The sequence below is a fragment of the Acetobacter indonesiensis genome (genome assembly GCF_000963945.1).
GTDB classification, from domain to species: domain Bacteria; phylum Pseudomonadota; class Alphaproteobacteria; order Acetobacterales; family Acetobacteraceae; genus Acetobacter; species Acetobacter indonesiensis.
On record NZ_BAMW01000057.1, the window covers coordinates 76,390 to 95,784 of the forward strand.

Annotated in this window: 16 protein-coding genes and 1 tRNA gene; 12 read left to right on the forward strand and 5 right to left on the reverse strand. The window is 52.7% G+C overall.

The window, feature by feature from the left end:
* Positions 1-52: 52 nt before the first annotated feature.
* A complete protein-coding gene (locus Abin_RS12730; RefSeq protein ID WP_255319288.1) occupies positions 53-1,288 on the forward strand; it encodes an MFS transporter in 1,236 nt (411 codons plus the stop codon).
* 135 nt (positions 1,289-1,423) lie between these two features.
* On the opposite strand, the gene Abin_RS12735 is transcribed toward Abin_RS12730, so the two are convergent.
* Positions 1,424-1,693, reverse strand: a complete 270-nt coding sequence (locus Abin_RS12735) for an HU family DNA-binding protein (RefSeq protein WP_006557723.1) — start codon at positions 1,691-1,693, stop codon at positions 1,424-1,426.
* A 112-nt stretch (positions 1,694-1,805) separates the two neighbouring features.
* Between Abin_RS12735 and Abin_RS12740 the strand changes: the two genes are divergently transcribed.
* Positions 1,806-2,732, forward strand: coding sequence for a rhamnan synthesis F family protein (locus tag Abin_RS12740; protein ID WP_048847506.1), 927 nt, complete (start codon positions 1,806-1,808; stop codon positions 2,730-2,732).
* A 108-nt stretch (positions 2,733-2,840) separates the two neighbouring features.
* Here the strand turns inward: Abin_RS12740 and Abin_RS12745 are convergent, their stop codons facing one another.
* Both Abin_RS12745 and Abin_RS12750 read right to left on the reverse strand, forming a co-directional pair.
* Positions 2,841-4,232: a beta strand repeat-containing protein gene (locus Abin_RS12745; RefSeq protein WP_048847508.1), complete on the reverse strand. Its 1,392-nt coding sequence runs from the start codon at positions 4,230-4,232 to the stop codon at positions 2,841-2,843.
* Positions 4,233-4,814: 582 nt separating this feature from the next.
* Positions 4,815-7,655 (reverse strand): glycosyltransferase, encoded by a 2,841-nt coding sequence (locus tag Abin_RS12750; RefSeq protein WP_255319289.1) that lies wholly within the window; start codon positions 7,653-7,655, stop codon positions 4,815-4,817.
* 293 nt (positions 7,656-7,948) lie between these two features.
* On the opposite strand from Abin_RS12750, the gene Abin_RS12755 reads away from it, so the two are divergent.
* The gene (locus Abin_RS12755) at positions 7,949-10,279 is read left to right on the forward strand and encodes a glycosyltransferase (protein WP_052948227.1); all 2,331 of its coding nucleotides are present in this window, start codon (positions 7,949-7,951) and stop codon (positions 10,277-10,279) included.
* A 184-nt stretch (positions 10,280-10,463) separates the two neighbouring features.
* Here the strand turns inward: Abin_RS12755 and Abin_RS12760 are convergent.
* Positions 10,464-10,538 (reverse strand) — tRNA-Gly (locus Abin_RS12760).
* A gap of 156 nt (positions 10,539-10,694) precedes the next feature.
* On the opposite strand from Abin_RS12760, the gene Abin_RS12765 reads away from it, so the two are divergent.
* Both Abin_RS12765 and hisB read left to right on the forward strand, forming a co-directional pair.
* On the forward strand, positions 10,695-12,779 hold the full coding sequence (locus Abin_RS12765; protein WP_048847687.1) for an NAD(+) synthase: 2,085 nt from the start codon (positions 10,695-10,697) through the stop codon (positions 12,777-12,779).
* 143 nt (positions 12,780-12,922) lie between these two features.
* A complete protein-coding gene (gene hisB, locus Abin_RS12770) occupies positions 12,923-13,519 on the forward strand; it encodes an imidazoleglycerol-phosphate dehydratase HisB (RefSeq protein WP_048847689.1) in 597 nt (198 codons plus the stop codon).
* On the opposite strand, the gene Abin_RS15930 is transcribed toward hisB, so the two are convergent.
* The gene (locus Abin_RS15930; RefSeq protein WP_255319290.1) at positions 13,516-13,647 is read right to left on the reverse strand and encodes a hypothetical protein; all 132 of its coding nucleotides are present in this window, start codon (positions 13,645-13,647) and stop codon (positions 13,516-13,518) included. The genes hisB and Abin_RS15930 overlap by 4 nt on opposite strands.
* Here Abin_RS15930 and hisH point away from each other — a divergent pair.
* The 7 genes from hisH to ubiM are packed head-to-tail and all read left to right on the forward strand — an operon-like array spanning position 13,646 to position 19,153.
* A complete protein-coding gene (hisH, locus tag Abin_RS12775; RefSeq protein WP_048847510.1) occupies positions 13,646-14,308 on the forward strand; it encodes an imidazole glycerol phosphate synthase subunit HisH in 663 nt (220 codons plus the stop codon). The two genes, Abin_RS15930 and hisH, sit on opposite strands and share 2 nt — an antisense overlap.
* Positions 14,308-15,639, forward strand: coding sequence for a 1-(5-phosphoribosyl)-5-[(5-phosphoribosylamino)methylideneamino]imidazole-4-carboxamide isomerase (gene hisA / locus Abin_RS12780; RefSeq protein ID WP_048847691.1), 1,332 nt, complete (start codon positions 14,308-14,310; stop codon positions 15,637-15,639). The genes hisH and hisA overlap by 1 nt, the downstream gene beginning before the upstream one ends.
* Complete coding sequence (hisF, locus tag Abin_RS12785; protein ID WP_048847512.1) at positions 15,639-16,427, forward strand: imidazole glycerol phosphate synthase subunit HisF; 789 nt, start codon at positions 15,639-15,641, stop codon at positions 16,425-16,427. Before hisA ends, hisF begins: the two co-directional genes overlap by 1 nt.
* Positions 16,424-16,933: a phosphoribosyl-ATP diphosphatase gene (locus tag Abin_RS12790; RefSeq protein WP_084593637.1), complete on the forward strand. Its 510-nt coding sequence runs from the start codon at positions 16,424-16,426 to the stop codon at positions 16,931-16,933. The genes hisF and Abin_RS12790 overlap by 4 nt, the downstream gene beginning before the upstream one ends.
* The gene (locus tag Abin_RS12795; protein ID WP_048847515.1) at positions 16,933-17,307 is read left to right on the forward strand and encodes a histidine triad nucleotide-binding protein; all 375 of its coding nucleotides are present in this window, start codon (positions 16,933-16,935) and stop codon (positions 17,305-17,307) included. The genes Abin_RS12790 and Abin_RS12795 overlap by 1 nt, the downstream gene beginning before the upstream one ends.
* Before the next feature lie 43 nt (positions 17,308-17,350).
* Positions 17,351-17,941, forward strand: a complete 591-nt coding sequence (locus Abin_RS12800) for a nitroreductase family protein (RefSeq protein ID WP_048847517.1) — start codon at positions 17,351-17,353, stop codon at positions 17,939-17,941.
* A gap of 6 nt (positions 17,942-17,947) precedes the next feature.
* Positions 17,948-19,153, forward strand: a complete 1,206-nt coding sequence (gene ubiM, locus Abin_RS12805; protein WP_048847519.1) for a 5-demethoxyubiquinol-8 5-hydroxylase UbiM — start codon at positions 17,948-17,950, stop codon at positions 19,151-19,153.
* Positions 19,154-19,395: the final 242 nt, after the last annotated feature.

Consider the following 19,395-nt stretch of genomic DNA (forward strand, 5'->3'; position numbering starts at 1 on the left):
TTAACGCGAAAGGCTGTTCGGGCAGACTTATCCTGCTATGAACAGCCTTACCATGACAGATCATCCGGCGGGCAGCACGCCCCTTCTCGCTTTGCCCGGCCTGAAAGCCGTTCTGACCGCACGCACGCTTTCAGCCTTTTCCTCCCAGATTCAAGCTGTTGCTGTTGGGTGGCAGATCTATGCCCTGACCCACAGTGCTGCTGCTTTGGGCTTTGTCGGGCTGGCACAGTTTCTGCCCATGGTGGCCTTCATTTTCCCCGCAGGGCACGCGGCAGATCAGCATGACAGACGCCGTATTGTCATCACCTGCCAGACCATTGAAGCCTTGGCGGCTGCTTTCATGGCCGTGGCTTCTTTCACCAACCATCTGGCCCCGAGCATGATCTACGGGTTGGTTGCGCTTTTTGGCATGTGCCGGGCGTTTGAAATGCCCGCCCAACAGACGTTTCTGCCTTCCATGGTTCCCGCTTCAGTATTTCCTAGGGCGGCGGCGGTTTCTTCTTCCCTGTTCCAAGTGGCGTCCATCGCCGGGCCATCACTTGGTGGTCTGCTCTATGGGCTAGGCGCGGATGTCTGCTACGCCTTATGTGCCATTGGGTTCAGTATTGCAGCACTTGCCACATCGTCCATGACGCTGCGCTTCCCTGCCCGCGCCAAACAACCAGCCAGTCTGGCGGCTGTATTCGGCGGCATTGCGTTTCTGCGACGACGCCCAACAATGCTTGGTGCGCTGTCTCTTGATCTCTTTGCGGTGCTGCTGGGCGGAGCCACCGCCATGCTACCCCTTTATGCCACAGACATTCTGCACGCAGGCCCTTGGGGTCTCGGCCTGTTAAGAGCCGCCCCCGCTATTGGGGCCTTGCTTGTGGCTGCGGTCATGGCGCGTTACCCCCTAGGCCGTCATGCTGGTTGGTGGATGTTCCTCTCCGTTGCTATCTTTGGCGTCGCAACCATTCTGTTTGGGGTGTCAGACTCCATCCCGTTGTCTGTTCTGGCGCTGGCGGTTCTTGGTGGTGCTGATGTTATCAGTGTCATGGTGCGTAGCTCACTGGTGCAACTGGGCACTCCGGATGAAATGCGGGGCCGTGTCTCTGCCGTGAACATGCTGTTTATCGGGTCATCTAATCAGCTGGGGGAATTTGAAAGCGGTATGCTGGCAAGCCTGATCGGTGCGGTTCCTGCCGTGGTAGTCGGCGGCATTGGCACTCTGGTAATTACAGGAGTTTGGATGGTTCTGTTCCCCGGCCTGCGGAAGCTGGATCGACTGGAAGATATCAAGCCGGACTAACTAACGGCCCACCCGCACCATAAGTCTGCACTTTCAAACAAAACGGCTCTGAAGGTTTCCCCTCAGAGCCGTTTCGCTCAAACAACATATCTAGTTTAACAGATATTATTGTTTTCTATTATTCTGAAATTATGCTTAGACAGCTTTTTTCAGGTTCGGGCTGGCCTTGAAGCGTACAGTTTTACCTGCTTTCACCTTCACTGGTTCACCCGTGCGTGGGTTCAGGGCTTTACGAGCTTTGGTCTTGCGCACAGTAAAAGTACCAAAAGACGGCAGGGTGAATCCCCCTTCGCGCTTCAGTTCTTCTATGATTGCATCCATCAGATCGTTTGCTGCCTGATTGGCGGCCACGCCGGTGCAGTTGATCGAATCCTGGATCACTGCTGCAATAAAGGCCTTGCTCATTGAGACCGTATCTCCCTTCAGACAGAACTATATGAGTAACAATTATTCGGTTAGGATAACCAACAACTCTCGCGGCTTGTAGCCATATTTTTACGAAAAAACCAAATTAAAAATGCACCCTGTTTCGATTTCTTCCGCACACATCAGCAAAAACCACACAGGTGACATACCAAAACCCGTGGTGCCAGACGGTGGCGTCTGCCTTTTTGCCGCCTATTGCCCTACTGGTGATTTACCCCCTTACACACGGTTTTACCTGAAAAACCTGATATTATGCGGCTTTACACTTCACATTATAGTCTCTGGCGCTCCTATTATTACAGAACAAACACGAAACTTCTGCACGCAACACGGTATCCACCTTTGGTGCCGCGAGAACGGAGGGCTTGATTTTGGGGCGTGGCAATATCTTATAAATCAAGACGTTACGCAAAACGCGCCACTTGTTCTTCTGGCAAATGACAGTGTCTTCGGCCCCTTCTCCCCCCTTCCTTCCCTGTTGCAAAAACTTCAGATCCATAATGCACCAGCATGGGGATTAGTTGCCTCACGCGCCATTACACCCCACATCCAATCTTGGTTTATCGGCTTTGCAGGCGACGTATGGCAGTCGCCCTCCCTCCAACGTGTATTCCGCCAGCCCTTTGCTGATATGTCGCGCGCAGAAATCATCTGGCACGGAGAACTGGGGCTTTCCGTTGCATTAAAAAGTCTCGGCATACCGCTTCATACGCTCTGGAGTGATATGGAGTCTCCCCTGGCTCGCCTGTTTCCCGCTAACCCCATGCATGTTTTCTGGCGTCAGATGCTGGTCACAGGAAAAGTTCCTTTTCTCAAGCAGGAACTGCTCCGCGATAACCCTTATCACATTCGACATTTGGATGAATGGGAACGCCTAATTTCCACCCAGAATGACTTTAACCCAAACTGGATAAAATCATATCTTTCTCAAACATCTGCAAGAAACAGAGTTCACTCATCATGGAAAGGCCGGGCGCTTTATAACGCTTTATCTACTATCGATCGCTATAGATTCTAAAAATCTATTTTCCAATATTTAGAGTTTTTTGTTTTTATTTATACCGTATTTAAAAGAAAACCGGGCCATAAGCCCGGTTCCCTTAGTCTCAACTTCAAACCAACAAGATTACTTGAGGTTAGAGAAGTCGCTGACAGACAGGCTATCAACACCCGTGAAGGTGATTTTGCTGTTGTCAGACAGAGTGATGGTCGTGTTGCCATTCTGGTGCGCTGCCGCATCCAGAACTTTCTGGAAGTCACTCTTGGTGTAGTCGTAGTCAACCAGCAGAACGGTGTTGCCTGCTGCACTACCGAAGTCGGTAATGGTGTAGTTGCCGCCAGCAATGCTGTTACGGAAGCCGAACACGTTTGCTGCGCCAGAACCACCGGTAAGGGTCGCATCGCCAACACCGCCAACCAGCGTATCGGAAGCAGAGCCACCGATGAACAGCTGAGAACCGGTTGTACCAGCAACGTTACCAAACGCATGGATACCGAACACGGAAGAAGCACCGTCCAGCGTTTCGTTACCACTGTTTGCAACAAACAGAGATGTACCGCTGGTGGAATTGACAATAGCGTCAAGACCCTGGGCACCGAAGATGGTGCTCTGACCTGCCGTAATGGTGGTCTGCCCGGTGCCGCGGATGAAGGTCAGGTTGCCAGCGATATCGATGTTGGCCTGATCCGTCTGCGTAACCTGGAAGTCACCCGTTGCAGCGGAAATGGTGCTCAGCTGACCACCGTTCACTGTGCCGGTTGTGCCGGCCAGGTTGATGTAGTCGTAAGAACCACCAGTAACTGTGCTGCCGCCGCCAACAGTGATCTGCTGATAACCAGCGTTATCAACAACCAGAGAGTTGTCAGCAACATCAACGAAGGAGCTTGCACCGTTCAGGGTAATGTTCTGAACACCGGCATCTGCCGTGATGGTGTCCTGACCATAGGAGTGAACATAGTTCACACCACGACCCAGTGTGATGGTGTTTTCACCAGCGCCAGCAGAAATGGTGTTGTTACCATTACCACTGTTGATGATGTCGTTTCCGTCACCCGTGTTGATGGTCCAGTTGCCTGCATTGGACAGGTTGCTGCCCTGGAACAGGTTGTCACCAGAACCGGCCAGGAACGTGCCGCTCTGGCTGCCAGCGCGGAAAGAGATACCAGCATTGGTGCCGCCCAGAACCGTCAGGTTGGACGCACCTTTGCTCGCATCAATGTTCACCCAGCCGTCAAGGGCTGCGCTTGGGTTTGATGCGGCGTCAGAGCCAACGGACAGCCATTCAGCATTGCCGCCAACTTTGTATGAACCAGCTGCGGTTATGACACCATAACCAGACTGGTTGCCACTGAACGTGGTTGTGCCTGCGGCCAGGTTACGCGCATCCAGAGACCCGATTTCCCCGCTCAGCTTCGCTGAGAGAGCATTGGCCTGCTGGACGAGCGTCGCAGTATCGGAACCGTCAACAGTTACCTGTACGTTTCCACCTGACGCGCCGACAACGGTAATAATCGCCATCTATTCGTCCTTCTCACTGATCTGCCGTGGCAATGAGGAGACACCCCTTACGAACGGCACATTAATGTCAGGCTCAGTTCTAGGCGAAGTCAACATGAACATGCAAGGAAGTTTTGAGTAATATTACAGCGTATCGTCTTTTTTAACACATTTTCTTCACAATAAATCGAATACTTTTCTTTTTTCTGTAATAGTTTTCTGCTCTATATTCGCAATATAGTACACTATTTTATATTTTTTGATATTTGATTCTAAAATAAATTCCAAAAAAAACTTGTCTAAATGTCATTTTTTTAATGTTTGGATTGGTTGGCATCTTTCTCGTGTCACACAGCCAACCAGTTGAATGAAAAAAAATGGGGTTATGCCGCCTCTGACTACAATTTTTTATTTCCTTTGGGGCGACCGTTCCTTCCAAACCAAGTGCCCTCCCCGCCCTCCTTTGAGCTATAATTTTTCCTGATAATTTATGCAGTGAGGCATGGATTCTCCCAACAGGAAATGTCTTTTTTGTTTGTTATAAATTATCATTTCCATTTTACGTAGAGACTCTCGCCTATTTATAAAAATAACTGAAATTCCTTATCTTTCCTTAATCGAACAATAAATTTGCAAAAGGGCATCAGCCTGAGCATCATGGTTAGATAGTTTATTTTTAACTTTATTTTCGTAATTATCAAATCGCGAATCGTTCTCAATTATTTCACTAATTGCATTTTTCAACGTATTCGGCTGGCCATCGAGAGGAATAAGGGTGCCATTTACACCGTCAATAATATCTTCAGATTGACCTCCAGGAGACGTGCTAACGACCCAGACATCTCGCGCCAATGCCTCGCGAACAGTTAATCCGAAACTCTCTTTCCACTGTGATGGAAATAACAGCACATCGATTCTATCAAAAAAAACGTCAATTTCTTGCGCCGTATAGGACGGCACAACTGTTATTTCTCCACGCACTTTCCAGTGCCCAACATTTATAGACTTAAACCCGAGCTTAATTGTATTATCAACGAGAACAAGCTCCCATCTATCAGAGCTAATACTTTCAAATGCTTCCTTAATAAGCGGGAAACCTTTGACTTTTTCATTTCCCCCTACATAGCCAAACCGAATTTTATCCTCTGGATGACGTTTTGTATGTGGACGGCGGGGCCAGACAAAACCGTTTTTGTTGATAATCAAACGATCAACGGCAAAGCCGTTCGCCGCATACAGATCAAGATGAGATTGGCTCGGGCTTAGCAGCGCTGAGGCATGTTTCAAACTTTCATGCATCAAAACAGCCCGCTCTCTGAGATGCCGCGCCCCTGGCACACAGGTTTCGCAAACACGCAGGTCGATCTTTTTCTGGAAACAGTATTGGCCATCGGCTTTTACCATGAACTGTCGCTCACATAACCACCAGGCATCATGTAGCGTTACTACATACGGGATGCCTAACTCCTGACAGACGCGCATCATGGAAACGCCTAGCCCCTGTATGGCATGGAAATGTACCAGATCGGGGGCCCAGACCCTCACCCACTCACGGAAACTCTCCCCAATCGTGGGATTATCAAGGCCGGAAATCGGGTCATCCTGAACAGGTACTGACAGAACCGGCATATCATGAAGATGATACCGTACTGCTGCATCCAGATGATCCGGCAGATAGGGGCGGGATGTCATCACAGCCACATCCACACCACGTTGCCGCATGGCTTTCGCCATTTCTTCCGCCACAAGCGTGGCACCACCGAATGATCGCGGTTCAAAGAAAACATTTACCATCATCACGCGCAGCTGCTCTCGGGCTGGCGCTATTGGCTTACCGCATACTGGCTGCACCTGCTGAGTAGCAACTGTGGCCGGATCATAGCGCTCCGCCATCGCCAGACGCGCCATATTCCCTATCAATTGTCGTTCAGACGGGCTGGCAGCCAACGTAAGGAGATGTGTTTTCCATTCCTCTTCTGTCGCGGGAAGATAACCAGTCTTGCCATTAACAATAACGTCTTGGAACGCCTGAGCCGGAGAGCAAACCGATGGAACACCGACTATAGCGGATTCCAAATATTTTATGTTACTTTTGGCATCATTGAAAAGCGTTGGCTCAAGCGGCGCAATGGCAATATCTGCTTGAGCCAGAAGCTCTAAATACGCATTGTAACTTCGCCCTGGTAGTTTTTCCACTCGAGACCCAAAACGAGCAAACTCTACCGGAAGACTAAGATCACCAACGATCTGAAGCCGCAACCGCGAATCCGCTTCCATTGCAGCAGCAATCCCTGCAGCCGCAACACGGAAGTCCATGTCATGGGTTTTTGTACCAGACCCGTAAAATATTATAATATCCTGCTCTGGCTTCACATTCCGGTTGGGCTGGGATGTAAAAATCTGGCTGGCTTTAGCCAATGTTTCTGTATCAAGCGCGTTTTCAATAACACTGACGTCAGACACGCCAGCTTCTTTCATGGCTGCCGCAAGACCACGTGTTGAAGCTATGGCCCGATGGCAGGCCTGCAAGGCAGCCCGATAATAAACAACCCCATCAAGAACGTTACGCCGTTCTGCGCCAGAAAGCGTTTCAAGGTTGCTGTTTTTCTCATAGGAAGCGGGGTCAAAAATCAGATCATCGACTTCCCACCAAGGGTTCAGGGAAAGTCTATGGGCCTCACGGATTAACTGCATTCCCTCTTTGTTACCGGGAACCCGATAAAAAATGACATGTGTGCAGGTTTGCAGCAGGGAGAGAGCACGGCCCAGATCATGCCAGTCCACCACTTCCACCCGCCAACCGAGGCTTTCCAAGGCTTCTTTGCGCTGCCAGACTCGATATTTCGCGCACTGCGGAATGGAAAGTTCCGCAACAATCAGAAAAAAGGGTGTGAAACTGCTGCGTGTACCAGCAGAAACAGGTGAAAGAATTATCTCTTCAACCCGTTTTTTTGTTTCTTTTATGTGTGCCTTTACGCTGGGTTCAGACGGCTGGCTCTTGAAACGTGCGGGGACAGGAAAATCGGGTAATCGCATAACCACCCGATCCCACACACTTTTCAATCCTTCTTCGCGCGCTATTTCCCTGACGCGCTTCGTAACGTCCTTCACAGGTCGCCCGGACAGTGTGCGTCCGGCAAGCAACGCCCGAACCGCCCGAAGAGGCAACGTCACTTTCCAAGACAAAGAGCCATGTTCAAGATCACGATAATGCCGCTCGGCAGCCAGTGCGGAAAACATACCATCCGAACGCAGAGCCTGTAATCGGGCACTCGCGCGGTACCCCTCGACCAGATCTTCTGCCAGCTGAAGCTGATGCGTTAAATCGGGCGATACTGACGTTGAAGACGCCTGAGCCTCTTTTTCGGTATTTTGGTCGGGAAATTGAGAGTTTCTTGGGTTTTTTGCTGAATCACAAGACATTTTATGAGTTTCAGGCATCATGATTATTCCGACTCTCCTGAAAAGAAAGATTTGTAACCTTTGCCACTGCACTTTCCTTCCCGAGAACGTCTCTCTTGAACATGATCAAAACGTGAAAGGAGCAACCATTGGCCCTTCATCAAAACTGTTTATAAACAAAACAGAGCTTCAACCCAATATTGGATTTATTTGAAAATTTTCTGTATTTGCAATGGTTTGACCTTACGTTCAAACCATGAGTATAGAGTATATATCGTTTTTCTGTTTTTGTTTTTATAAAATTAACCTTATTGCCGATTGTTTGTAGCAAGATAATGCCTCAACGCACTCCCTCCCCGACTGACAACATTGAAGAAAAAAATCAGCATCTGCGAAAGACTCTGGCAGATGCTTACGCAGCCCTTAGTGCTGCCAAAGAGACGATTGATCAGTTGAAGGGTGAAAACAACCTCCTCCTTGATCGTATTCAGCAAAGTAACCAAATTTTTTCAGACCTTAACCAGACTGTAGAACAATACCGACACGGGTTTGACGATAGCCTGCGCCCTTTTTTGCCTCATCCGTCCCGGTTACGGCGTGTATGGCGGGCCTTGCGTTATCCGCCACTGACCCCGGCTTTTCCCCCTCTACCTGTGGCTTCTGCTCTGCCCACGCCTGCCAAACTCGCCTATAGTCCCAATCCTCTGCCAACCCGTTACTCTGGCCCGAAGCGTTTTTTGTTTGTCGCCGGAGAGCTTGGCACTACCGGCCAGATTTATCGTTGCCAGCGCATGAGCAAAGCCTTTGCTGCCTGTGGCATCGAAACACGCGTGCTGGAATGTCCCGTAGTCGGCCCAGATGATGTCGATTGGGCAGATGTTCTTGTCATCTGGCGGGCACGGATAAGCGACCATGTTGCCACCATGCTGCGTCTTTTCCGAGAACAAAACAAACCGATTATTTTTGATATTGATGATCTGGTGTTCAAACCTGATCTGGCCAAAATAGAGATTATTGACGGTATTCGTCATTCGGCTACCGTAACCGAAGAAACCACCCGACAGATATTTACAGATATTCATAAAACGGCAGAGCAATGCGACATGGCTTTCACCACAACGGTGGAGCTTGTTGATCAGCTTTTGCGTATTGGTCTGAAGCCAGCCTTGGTGCTGCCTAATACGTTCGACACTGAAACCCTGAAACGTGGACGGCTTGCCGCGCGGCGCAAAACACTTACAGGCCCAGACTCAACCATTCGAATTGGGTATGCCGCAGGTTCGCGCACACACCAGCGTGACTTCAAAATGGTGTCGCATGTTCTGGCAGACCTTCTGAAACAAGACGACAGAGTGCGCCTTGTTCTGTTTACGCTAAACAACACTCTGCCTTTGCTGTTGGTTGAGGAATTTCCTGAACTGGCGGGGCTTGAAGACAAGATTGAATGGCGCACTTTTGTGCCGCTTGAAGATCTACCTACCGAAATGGCACGGTTCGATATTTCCATTGTTCCTTTGGAGGCTGGAAATATTTTTTGTGAAGCCAAAAGCGAGATCAAGTTTTTTGAAGCCGCTTTAGGAAATGTCTGCTCCATTGCATCCCCGACCGGCCCTTTTAAACGTATCATCCGACACGGCGAAAACGGCATGTTGGCAGCCACGGAACAGGACTGGCGCGACCATCTGACCTTGCTGATTGGATCCCCGGAACTTCGAAAAAAACTGGCTCAAAACGCCTTTCATGAAGCATTGTGGTTTTTCGGGCCTCAGCGATTAAGCCTTCTGACGCGGGATGTTGCTCTTTCCATGGGCACGGGGCTGGATGCGGCTCAAGCCAGCGCACGTCTTCTCAAAGCCAGCACAGCGACCATGCCAGTTGCGCCGCTCGTGCCTGATAGCATCATCCTTTTCCTTCATGATGCTCTCGGCCAAGCAGACGTCAGTGTTGTCATTACGTCTTACAATTACGGGCATTTTATTCTCGAAGCACTGGAAAGTGTTGCAGCCCAGACGATTGAAACCCTTGATCTGATTATTGTTGATGATGGATCAGAAGACGATTCTCTTCTTGTAATCACAGAATGGTGCGACCGTCATACCCGCCGCTTCAACAGAATTGTCCTTCTGCAATCGGCTACAAATCAGGGGCTGGGTGGCGCACGCAATATCGGCATGGCCGCAACAGAAACGCCCTATGCCATGCAACTTGATGCCGACAACCGGCTCTGCCCGCAGGCATGTGAACGGTTGTTTACAGCCATTCACGCACAACAGGCTGCGTTCTCTTACCCAATTATCGAACAGTTTGGTGCCAACGGCCATAATGACGCGCTTGGCGCAAACACTTTCTCTCCCCTCGCCTTGATGCCTGGCAATTATATTGATGCCATGGCCATGGTCGCAAAATGGGCATGGGCTGCTGTAGGCGGTTACTATGTGCAGCGTGATGCCATGGGTTGGGAAGATTTTGACCTGTGGTGTGCTTTTTCAGAACATGGCTTTATCGGCATTCATGTTCCCGAAGTGCTGGCTGAATATCGCCGTCATGATAGTTCTATGACAAACGGCGTCACAGAAACGACAGACCATAAACCACGCGTTGTCGCATTACTGGAAAAGCGACACTCTTGGCTACGCCTGACAACGCCTGATGCAGCCCCGCGATAAGAGGTTCTGTTTGGCAAGACAAAGAGTTCGTCTTGCCAATAATCAGTTTCGGCATGGGCAGGATTGTGCCTAAATGACAAAAACCATTGCTTTGTATTACTATTTTAGACTTTGGGAAAATCTGATGCAGTTAGATAAATAAAACTTTTTATTTATCTACACCCCTGATTTTCTTAGGAAAATCTGGAGCGGGCGATGGGATTCGAACCCACGACCCCAACCTTGGCAAGGTTGTGCTCTACCCCTGAGCTACGCCCGCATCGGATGGCCACCTTCTAAGGGGGAAAGGCAAATCGCGCAAGGGGGTATTTTATATTTTTTTATTCTTTTGTTTCAGCGGTCTCTGCCGCCTACGGAAATCTGCATTTTTGAGCTCTGAATGGTTAATTGGCCTTCCCTGCCGTCTTCTGCAATCATGACGGCGCTTGAAAGAAACCGGGGAGCAACCTCTGTGCAGACTTCTTTATTCCGCGCGCTGTATCATCAAGGATTTGCCCGCGTGGCAGCCTGCACTCTTCCTGTTTCTCTGGCAGACCCGGCCACAAATATGCAACGCACACTTGATGCGGCGGAAGCCAGCGCACGGGATGGGTGTTCCTTGTGCGTGTTTCCAGAACTCGGAATTTCTGGCTACGCCATAGATGACCTACGCCAGCAGGAAGCCCTGCTAAATGCGGTTGACGGTGCGCTTACCACCTTAGCGCGCGCAACAGCCGAGTTATTACCTGTTCTGGTTGTTGGGGCACCTTTGCGTCATGGCAATGCCCTTTATAATTGTGCGGTCGTGCTGCACCGGGGAGCTATCCTGGGTGTTGTGCCTAAAGCGGTCTTGCCGAATTATCGTGAGTTTTACGAAGCACGCCACTTTACGCCCGGAGCCGCCATCCGCGGCCAGACCATCCGTATTGGGGGCGTTTCAGCACCATTTGGTACCGACCTTCTGTTTGAGGCAACTGATCTACCGGGCTTCTGCCTTGGGGTCGAAATTTGTGAAGATATGTGGGTTCCGGTGCCACCCGGAACACTGGCGGCTCTGGCTGGGGCCACCATTCTCGCCAATCCTTCAGCCAGTGACATTACTGTCGGCAAAGCGGAAACGCGTACGCTGCTGTGTCAATCGCAGTCCGCGCGCTGTGTGGCGGCCTACATTTATGCAGCCGCAGGAGAAGGCGAATCGACCACTGACGTTGCGTGGGACGGCCAGATTTCCATTTTTGAAAACGGGAACCTGCTTGCCGAAAGTGAACGCTTTCCAACCGGCAAACAGACCATCACGGCCGATATTGATCTGACCCTGCTGCGGCAGGAACGCCTGCGAATGGGGTCATTCACCGCAAATGCCAACGCCATGGCCGCCTATGCCCCCGACTGGCGACGCATTTCCTTCCAGCTTGACGCGCCTATGACAGACCTTGGGCTGCGGCGGCCTTTGCCACGCTTCCCGTTTGTCCCAAATGCTCCGGCCAAACTGGCACAGGATTGCTTTGAAGCGTTCACTATTCAGGTGACAGCACTCAAGCAGCGGCTGCGGGCCAGCGGGGCCAAAACCATGGTCATTGGTATTTCCGGCGGGCTCGACTCCACACAGGCATTGCTGGTAGCTGTGCGTGCCGCTGATGAACTGGGTTGGCCACGCTCCGCCGTGCTGGGCTACACCATGCCGGGGTTTGGCACGACAGCAAAAACACTGGCCAGCGCACAATCACTTATGGCCGCCCTAGGCACCGGGAACGAGGTTCTGGATATTCGTCCGGCCGCCAGTCTGATGCTCAAGGAGATAAACCATCCTTTTGCGCAGGGCGAAGCTGTGCACGACATCACGTTTGAAAACGTGCAGGCAGGCTTGCGCACCGACTTCCTGTTCCGTCTGGCCAACATGCATAATGGCTTGGTCATTGGCACGGGTGATCTGTCAGAACTTGCGCTGGGCTGGTGCACGTATGGTGTGGGTGACCAGATGGCCCACTACAACGTCAACGCAGGGTTGCCCAAGACGCTTATTCAGCACCTCATCCGCTGGGCGATTGCGTCTGGTCATTTTTCTGCAGACGTGACGCCGCTGCTCTCCACCATTCTGGCTACTGAAATCTCACCAGAACTGGTCCCCCCGGGTGAAGACGGCAGCGGGCAAAGCACGCAAGATATTATCGGCCCCTATGCCCTACATGATTTCACCCTATTTTATGTGCTGCGCTACGGTTTTACGCCATCCCGTATTGCCTTCATGGCAGAACACGCTTGGCAAACCCTAGACGCCGGGCAGTGGCCACCGGGCTTTCTGCAGCAAGACCGAAAAGCCTATGACCTGCCGACCATCAAACACTGGTTGCATGTTTTTCTTCGCCGGTTTTTTGCCACCAGTCAGTTCAAACGCTCTGCCATGCCGAATGGCCCCAAAATTATGGCGGGCGGTAGCCTTTCCCCACGCGGCGACTGGCGCGCGCCCTCCGACGGCAACGCCCGGGTGTGGCTGTCTGAACTTGAGCAGAACGTGCCCTGATTTCTCCCTGACGCGTTCCCGGCCCATTAAAGCAGCAGGGGCGTGTCTAGTCCAAAGCCTGCATCGCCGCCTGTCAGATTCCATACGGCTGCCCTGTCTGCATGATGGTATCTGACGCCGGGTTCAGCTATACACTCCGCATCATGAGCACACCGCGCCAAGCCACCCTTCATCGCGTTACCAGCGAGACCGATATTGCCGTTACTCTTGATCTGGACGGATCAGGACAGGCAGACATTGATACCGGCATCGGTTTTTTTGACCATATGCTGACAGCACTGGCCAAACATGGTCTGCTGGACCTGACCGTCAAAGTGCGGGGGGACCTGCATATTGATGGCCACCACACGGTAGAAGACACAGGCATTGCCATTGGGCAGGCCCTGAAACAGGCTGTGGGGGACAAACGGGGCGTGCGCCGTTTTGGCCACGCACTGGTACCGCTTGATGAAGCCTTGTGCGAAGCGGTGGTTGATCTGTCCGGTCGTCCCTTTCTGGCGTTTGATGCCACGTTTGACCGTGACCGCATTGGTGAACTGGACACAGAACTGGTTGAGGAGTTTTTCCGCGCATTTGCCATGGCCAGCATGATCACGCTGCACCTGACAGAAAAAGCCGGGAAAAATTGCCACCATATTGCTGAAGCCGCGTTCAAGGCTCTGGCCCGTGCCCTGCGTATGGCGGTTGAAATGGACCCCCGTGCGCAAGGAGCCATTCCCTCGACCAAGGGAGTGCTCTAAACAGGGCCGGGTCTGGCAGCCTGCCGTAGGGCTGCCGCCCCTGCCTGTTTTATATTTTCGACCGGGCCCTGCCCTATTGGGTGCATCACCCCTGCCCCAAGAACAGGACCAGAAGTGCGAGGTCCCATGACCCAGTCTCTTTCCATTGCCGTGATTGATTATGACGGCGGTAATCTGGCTTCCGCTGCACGGGCTGCCGCGCGGGCGGCTGAACTGTCTGGCATTGTGGCAGATGTCACCATCACCAACTCACCCGAGGCAGTTCTGCAAGCAGATCGGCTGATTCTCCCCGGTCAGGGCGCTTTTGCTGATTGTGCGCAGGGTTTGAACGCCCAACCCGGCCTGAAAGACGCTTTGTTGACAGCCACCCGCAATGGCACCCCGTTTCTGGGTATTTGCGTAGGCATGCAGCTTATGGCGGAACAGGGGCTTGAACACGGCACAACCCCCGGTTTCGGGTGGATCAAAGGGACAATTGCTCCTATGGAAGCCCCCGGCCTGCGCCTGCCGCAAATGGGGTGGAATGAACTGAACCTGACGCAGCCACACCCGCTGACCGATGAGCTGGGCACTGCGCCACATGGGTATTTTGTGCACTCCTACGCCCTGCAGGGCACTCCACCTGAAACACTGATTGCCACGACAGACTATGGCGGCGCGGTCCCTGCCATTGTCTGCAATGGGAATGTGGCCGGCACACAGTTCCATGTAGAAAAAAGCCAGACCGTTGGCCTGCGGATTCTGGCCAACTTTCTAACGTGGCAGCCCGACGCACGCTGGACCGCCTGATGTCCCGGAAAAAACCTGTTCAGCGTATTCTTCAACTAGACGAAGATGATCTGCACGCCCTGTGTGAGGCCGTGGACGCCGCCATTCTGGATGGAGGCGGGTTTGGGTGGATTCAGCCTCAAGGACGGCAGGTGCTGTCGCGCTATTTCAAGGGGCTGTTGTTAGTCCCTGAACGGATGCTGTTTGCCGTCCGACTGGATGGTATGATTGTTGGCTGTGCCCAGTTGGTTCGCGCCCCGCGCAACAACGAAGCCCAGGCTATGTGCGTTACCCTTATGCACCTGTTTGTCGCCCCTTACGCCCGGAAGCAGGGACTGGGCACCATCTTGCTGCATGAGGTAGAAAACGCAGCCCGCAGCATGGGCTACCGCGTGCTGAATGTGGACGTGCCGGAAACCCAGACAGCCGCCATTGATCTGTTTCGTAAGGCAGGTTTTGACCAATGGGGCACCCACCCCCATTACGCCCGTATAGGTGATCAGACCGTATCAGGCCTGTTCTTTACCAAACTTCTTGATAACGATCGTTCCACAACAGCAGAAGCACCCCGCATGACCCAGGCAGACGTTGCTCCGGCCGAGCCCACATCCTCCACACGTTCACTGACGCTCTATCCCGCCATTGACCTGAAAGACGGAGCCTGTGTGCGCCTGCGCCGTGGGGAAATGGACGATGCCACCATCTATTCAGATGACCCGGCCGCCCAGGCCCGTGCATGGTGTGATGCCGGGTTTAAATGGCTGCACGCAGTTGATCTGAATGGAGCCTTCGCTGGTCAGTCTGCCAATGTAGCGGCCGTCCGCGCCATTCTGGAAGCCACCACCGTTCCCATGCAGTTGGGCGGTGGCCTGCGCGATATGAAAGCCATTGCCTCGTGGCTGGAAGCCGGTGTTACGCGCGTTATTCTCGGGTCTGTCGCAGTCAAAAACCCGGCCCTTGTGCGTGAAGCGTGCCGCGCCTTCCCCGGCCGGATTGTTGCCGGGATTGATGCCCGCTCCGGCCATGTGGCAACCGAAGGGTGGGCTGAAGTGTCTGACATGCAGGCAACCGAACTTGCCCTGCGCATGCAGGAAGCCGGGGTAGCCGCCATTATCTTCACGGAAATCAGCCGTGACGGCATGCTGGAAGGTCTGGATCTGGAGCAGACTGTTGCACTGGCCAACACAGTCACGGTTCCGGTCATCGCCAGCGGCGGCGTGGGCAACATTGAGCATCTGGCAGCATTACGCAAAGCCGCTGATCATGCCCCCGGTATTGAAGGGGTGATTGTTGGCCGTGCCCTGTATGATGGCCGCGTTTCCCCTGCCGAAGCGCTCAAGGTTCTGGCCTGATGCTGAAACTGCGCGTTATTCCCTGCCTGGATGTCAAGAATGGCCGGGTTGTCAAAGGCGTCAATTTTGTCTCTCTGCGCGATGCAGGGGACCCGGTTGAACAGGCTGCCCTCTATGACGCCGCAGGCGCGGATGAATTAACATTTCTGGATATAACCGCCAGCCATGAAAACCGTGACACCATTCTGGATGTAGTCAGTCGCACGGCTGAACGGATTTTCCTGCCGCTAACGGTGGGCGGTGGTGTGCGCACAACGGATGACATGCGCCGCCTGCTGCTGGCGGGTGCGGACAAATGCGCCATGAACTCGGCAGCCGTATCCCGACCAGAACTGATTAACGAAGCCGGACGCAAGTTTGGAAGCCAGTGCGTGGTGGTTGCGATTGACGCCCGCCAGTCTGCCCCCGGCAAATGGGAAGTCTATACCCACGGTGGCCGCACCCCCACAGGGCGAGATGCCATAGAGTGGTGCAAGGAAGTGGCCGAACGGGGTGCAGGCGAAATTCTGCTGACCTCCATGGACCGTGATGGCACGCGCTCAGGCTTTGATCTTGAATTGCTGAAGGCCGCGACACAGGCGGTTCGGTTACCTATCGTTGCCTCGGGCGGCGTAGGCGAACTTGAACATTTTGTGGAAGGTGCCAAAGCTGGGGCCACAGGCCTTCTGGCAGCCAGTGTTTTCCATTTTGGCCAGTTCAAAGTTTCTCAGGTTAAAACCGCTCTGGCTGAAGCAGGCCTGCCGGTTCGTCCTTCTCCCTCCCCTTTCCAGGCAAAGTCTCGCACATGATCAAGAAAGTCAGCACCAAAGCAAGTGCCAAGGCCTCCCCCAAAGCCACCGGCAAAGGGGCCGCCAAAACAACGGCCAAAGGTCAATCAAAAAAGGTAGCCGCTCCCAAACAGACACCCATAAAGCAGGAGGGTGTGCAGGCTGACCTTCTGAATGAACCAGCTGACATGACCGTGCTGAACCGTCTGTATGACGTTGTGCTCAGCCGCAAAGGCACGGACCCTTCAGTCAGCCATTCTGCACGTCTTCTTTCGCGTGGCACATATAAAATTGCCCAGAAATTTGGGGAAGAAGCGGTTGAATGTCTGATTGAAGCCGTAGCTGGCCGGAAAGATCTTCTGGTTGGAGAAAGTGCTGACGTGCTCTACCATCTTATTGTTCTCTGGGTGGATGCTGGCATTACACCAGACGACGTCTGGGCAGAACTGCGCCGCCGCGAAGGCACAAGTGGCATTGCAGAAAAAGCGTCTCGTCCAAAAGAAACTTTTGCAAAAAAGGATAAGTGATGGCTGTGAACGGAACAGGGCCTTACGACCCAGACAACATCTTTGCCAAAATTCTGCATGGCGATATTCCTTGCAACAAGGTTTTTGAAAACGAATGGGTTCTGGCATTTCATGACATTGCGCCAAAAGCGCCTGTGCATGTCATCATTATTCCTAAAAAACCCTATGTTTCGTTTATTGATTTCAGCAAAAATGCCGCACCGGAAGAAATTTCAGCCCTGATGCAGTCAACCGGCCATATTGCGGCTGAGCTAAACCTGAATGAGGCCGGATACCGTATCATTACCAATGCAGGCCAGAATGCAGGGCAGGAAGTGCCTCATTTTCATCTGCACCTTCTAGGCGGCAAGGCCCTGCCTCCTTTCCCTGTCTAACTAACATAGCGTTTATCGTCTCTGGCAACCGGAGTTCCTGATCATGACACCTATGGATATGCTTCTTAGCCGTGCGTCGACAGACCATCTGGCCGAACCAGCCCCCAACGCAGCGCAGCTTTCAGACATTCTGGCTGCGGCCATGCGTGCGCCTGATCACGGTAAGCTCCGGCCATGGCGCTATGTTGTCATTGAAGGCGACGCCCGCCCACAGATGGCAGAGCGGATTGTCGCCAGCATGCAGCGTCTGGATGCGGATGCGCCCGAATTCAAAATTGAAAAACGCCGTAACCGTTTTTCTACCATGCCGCTTATTCTGGCTTTAGGCATGCATTTACGGCCAGAGAATAAAATTCCTTTATGGGAACAGGAAATGGCTGTGGCAGCAGCAACCATGAATGTTCTGAATGCTCTGCATGCAACAGGGTTCGGCGGTATCTGGGTATCGGGGGACGTGGTGGAAGACCCGGTTCTGGCCGCAGAAATTGGCTTTCCAGCCCCGCATAAACTGGCAGGCTTTCTGTTTATCGGCACCCCTACAAATGCCCCGGCAGCACCCCGCCGGCCAGACCCGGCAGCCTTTACCGCCCGCTGGACAGGCCAGCCTGTAACCTTTGCGGCAGACAAGGACTAACGCACGATGCAAACCCCAGCAGCACAAACCGATGTCGCAATTATTGGCGGTGGCCCCGTAGGACTTGCGACAGCCCTTTCTCTGGAACAGGCAGGGTTGTCTGTCACGGTTCTGGAGCGTGCACCTGCGGCTGCATGGGAAGAACCCTCGTTCGATGGGCGCGAAATTGCCCTGACGCATCACTCCGTCCGCATTTTGCAGGAAAATGGTGCATGGGATCACATCCCGCACTCTGCCATCTGCCCTTTGCGTGAAGCGCGTGTTGAGACAGGAAAATTTCGTCATCCCCTGACGTTTGACACCAACGGGCGGGGTGTTGATGCGCTTGGGTGGCTGGTCTCTAACAATCAGATCCGGCGTGCGCTTTATGCAGCCGCTACTGCGCGTCCGGGCATTACCCTGTTAGATGGCATTACTGTTGAAACAGTCAGACAAAACCCTAATCAGGCCGTAGTGCATCACTCTGCCGGGCAACTGAATGCCAGTTTGGTTGTTGGGGCTGATGGTCGTTTTTCACCAACCCGCCGCCGCGCAGGGATAGGTGCCATTATTCATGATTTCAAACGCACTATGCTGGTGTGCCGCATGGCGCATGAATCTCCGCACCATAATGTAGCAACCCAGTGGTTTGATGAAGGACAGACGGTCGCCCTGCTGCCGGTAAACGGTATGGCGTCATCTCTGGTGCTTACCCTCCCAGCCGAAGAGATCAAACGCCTGCTTGACGCCCCACGTGACGATTTCAACGCTGAAATGATGCAGCGCATTGGCAATCGGCTGGGCAAAATGCGTCTGGTCAGCACACGCCATGCTTATCCGCTGAAAGGCGTGTATGCGCACCGCTTTACCAGCCGCCGTCTTGCGCTTGTGGGCGATGCTGCCGTAGGAATGCACCCCATTACCGCTCACGGCTTCAACCTGGGCCTCAGAGGGCAGGAAATCCTGTCTGAGGAAGTCATCTGCAATGTCTCTGCCTCTGGAGATGCCGGGCTTGCGCAAGGTCTGCGTCGATTTGAGCAAAAGCACCGTCTGGCAACAGCGCCATTGTTTGCAGGGACAAATGGTATTGCCACCCTTTATACGCATGATGGCGCTCCATTCCGCCAGTTGCGTGAAACAGGATTGCGGCTGGCTGATGCGTTCACGCCGTTTAAAAATGCCGTCACAACATTACTGATGGACCGGAATACACCGCCTCAAAAGGCGTCCTGAACCAGAGTTTGTCAGCAAGACTCTTTTAGCCAACAGTCCCAAAAATCCATAATATTCAGGTTTAAAAAACCAGTTTTTGGGATTGTTGCACAAGCGCCGAGATAACTTTGTAATCGTATAGATAAAGCCTTGGCCGAAAGTGCTTAGGCTCTCCATGAAAAATCTTCACTACATCTCTGCGTAACATTTGAGCGTTTTTAGTCTTTATTTGGCCATAACCCTTTTGTCTCCACAGCTATTTA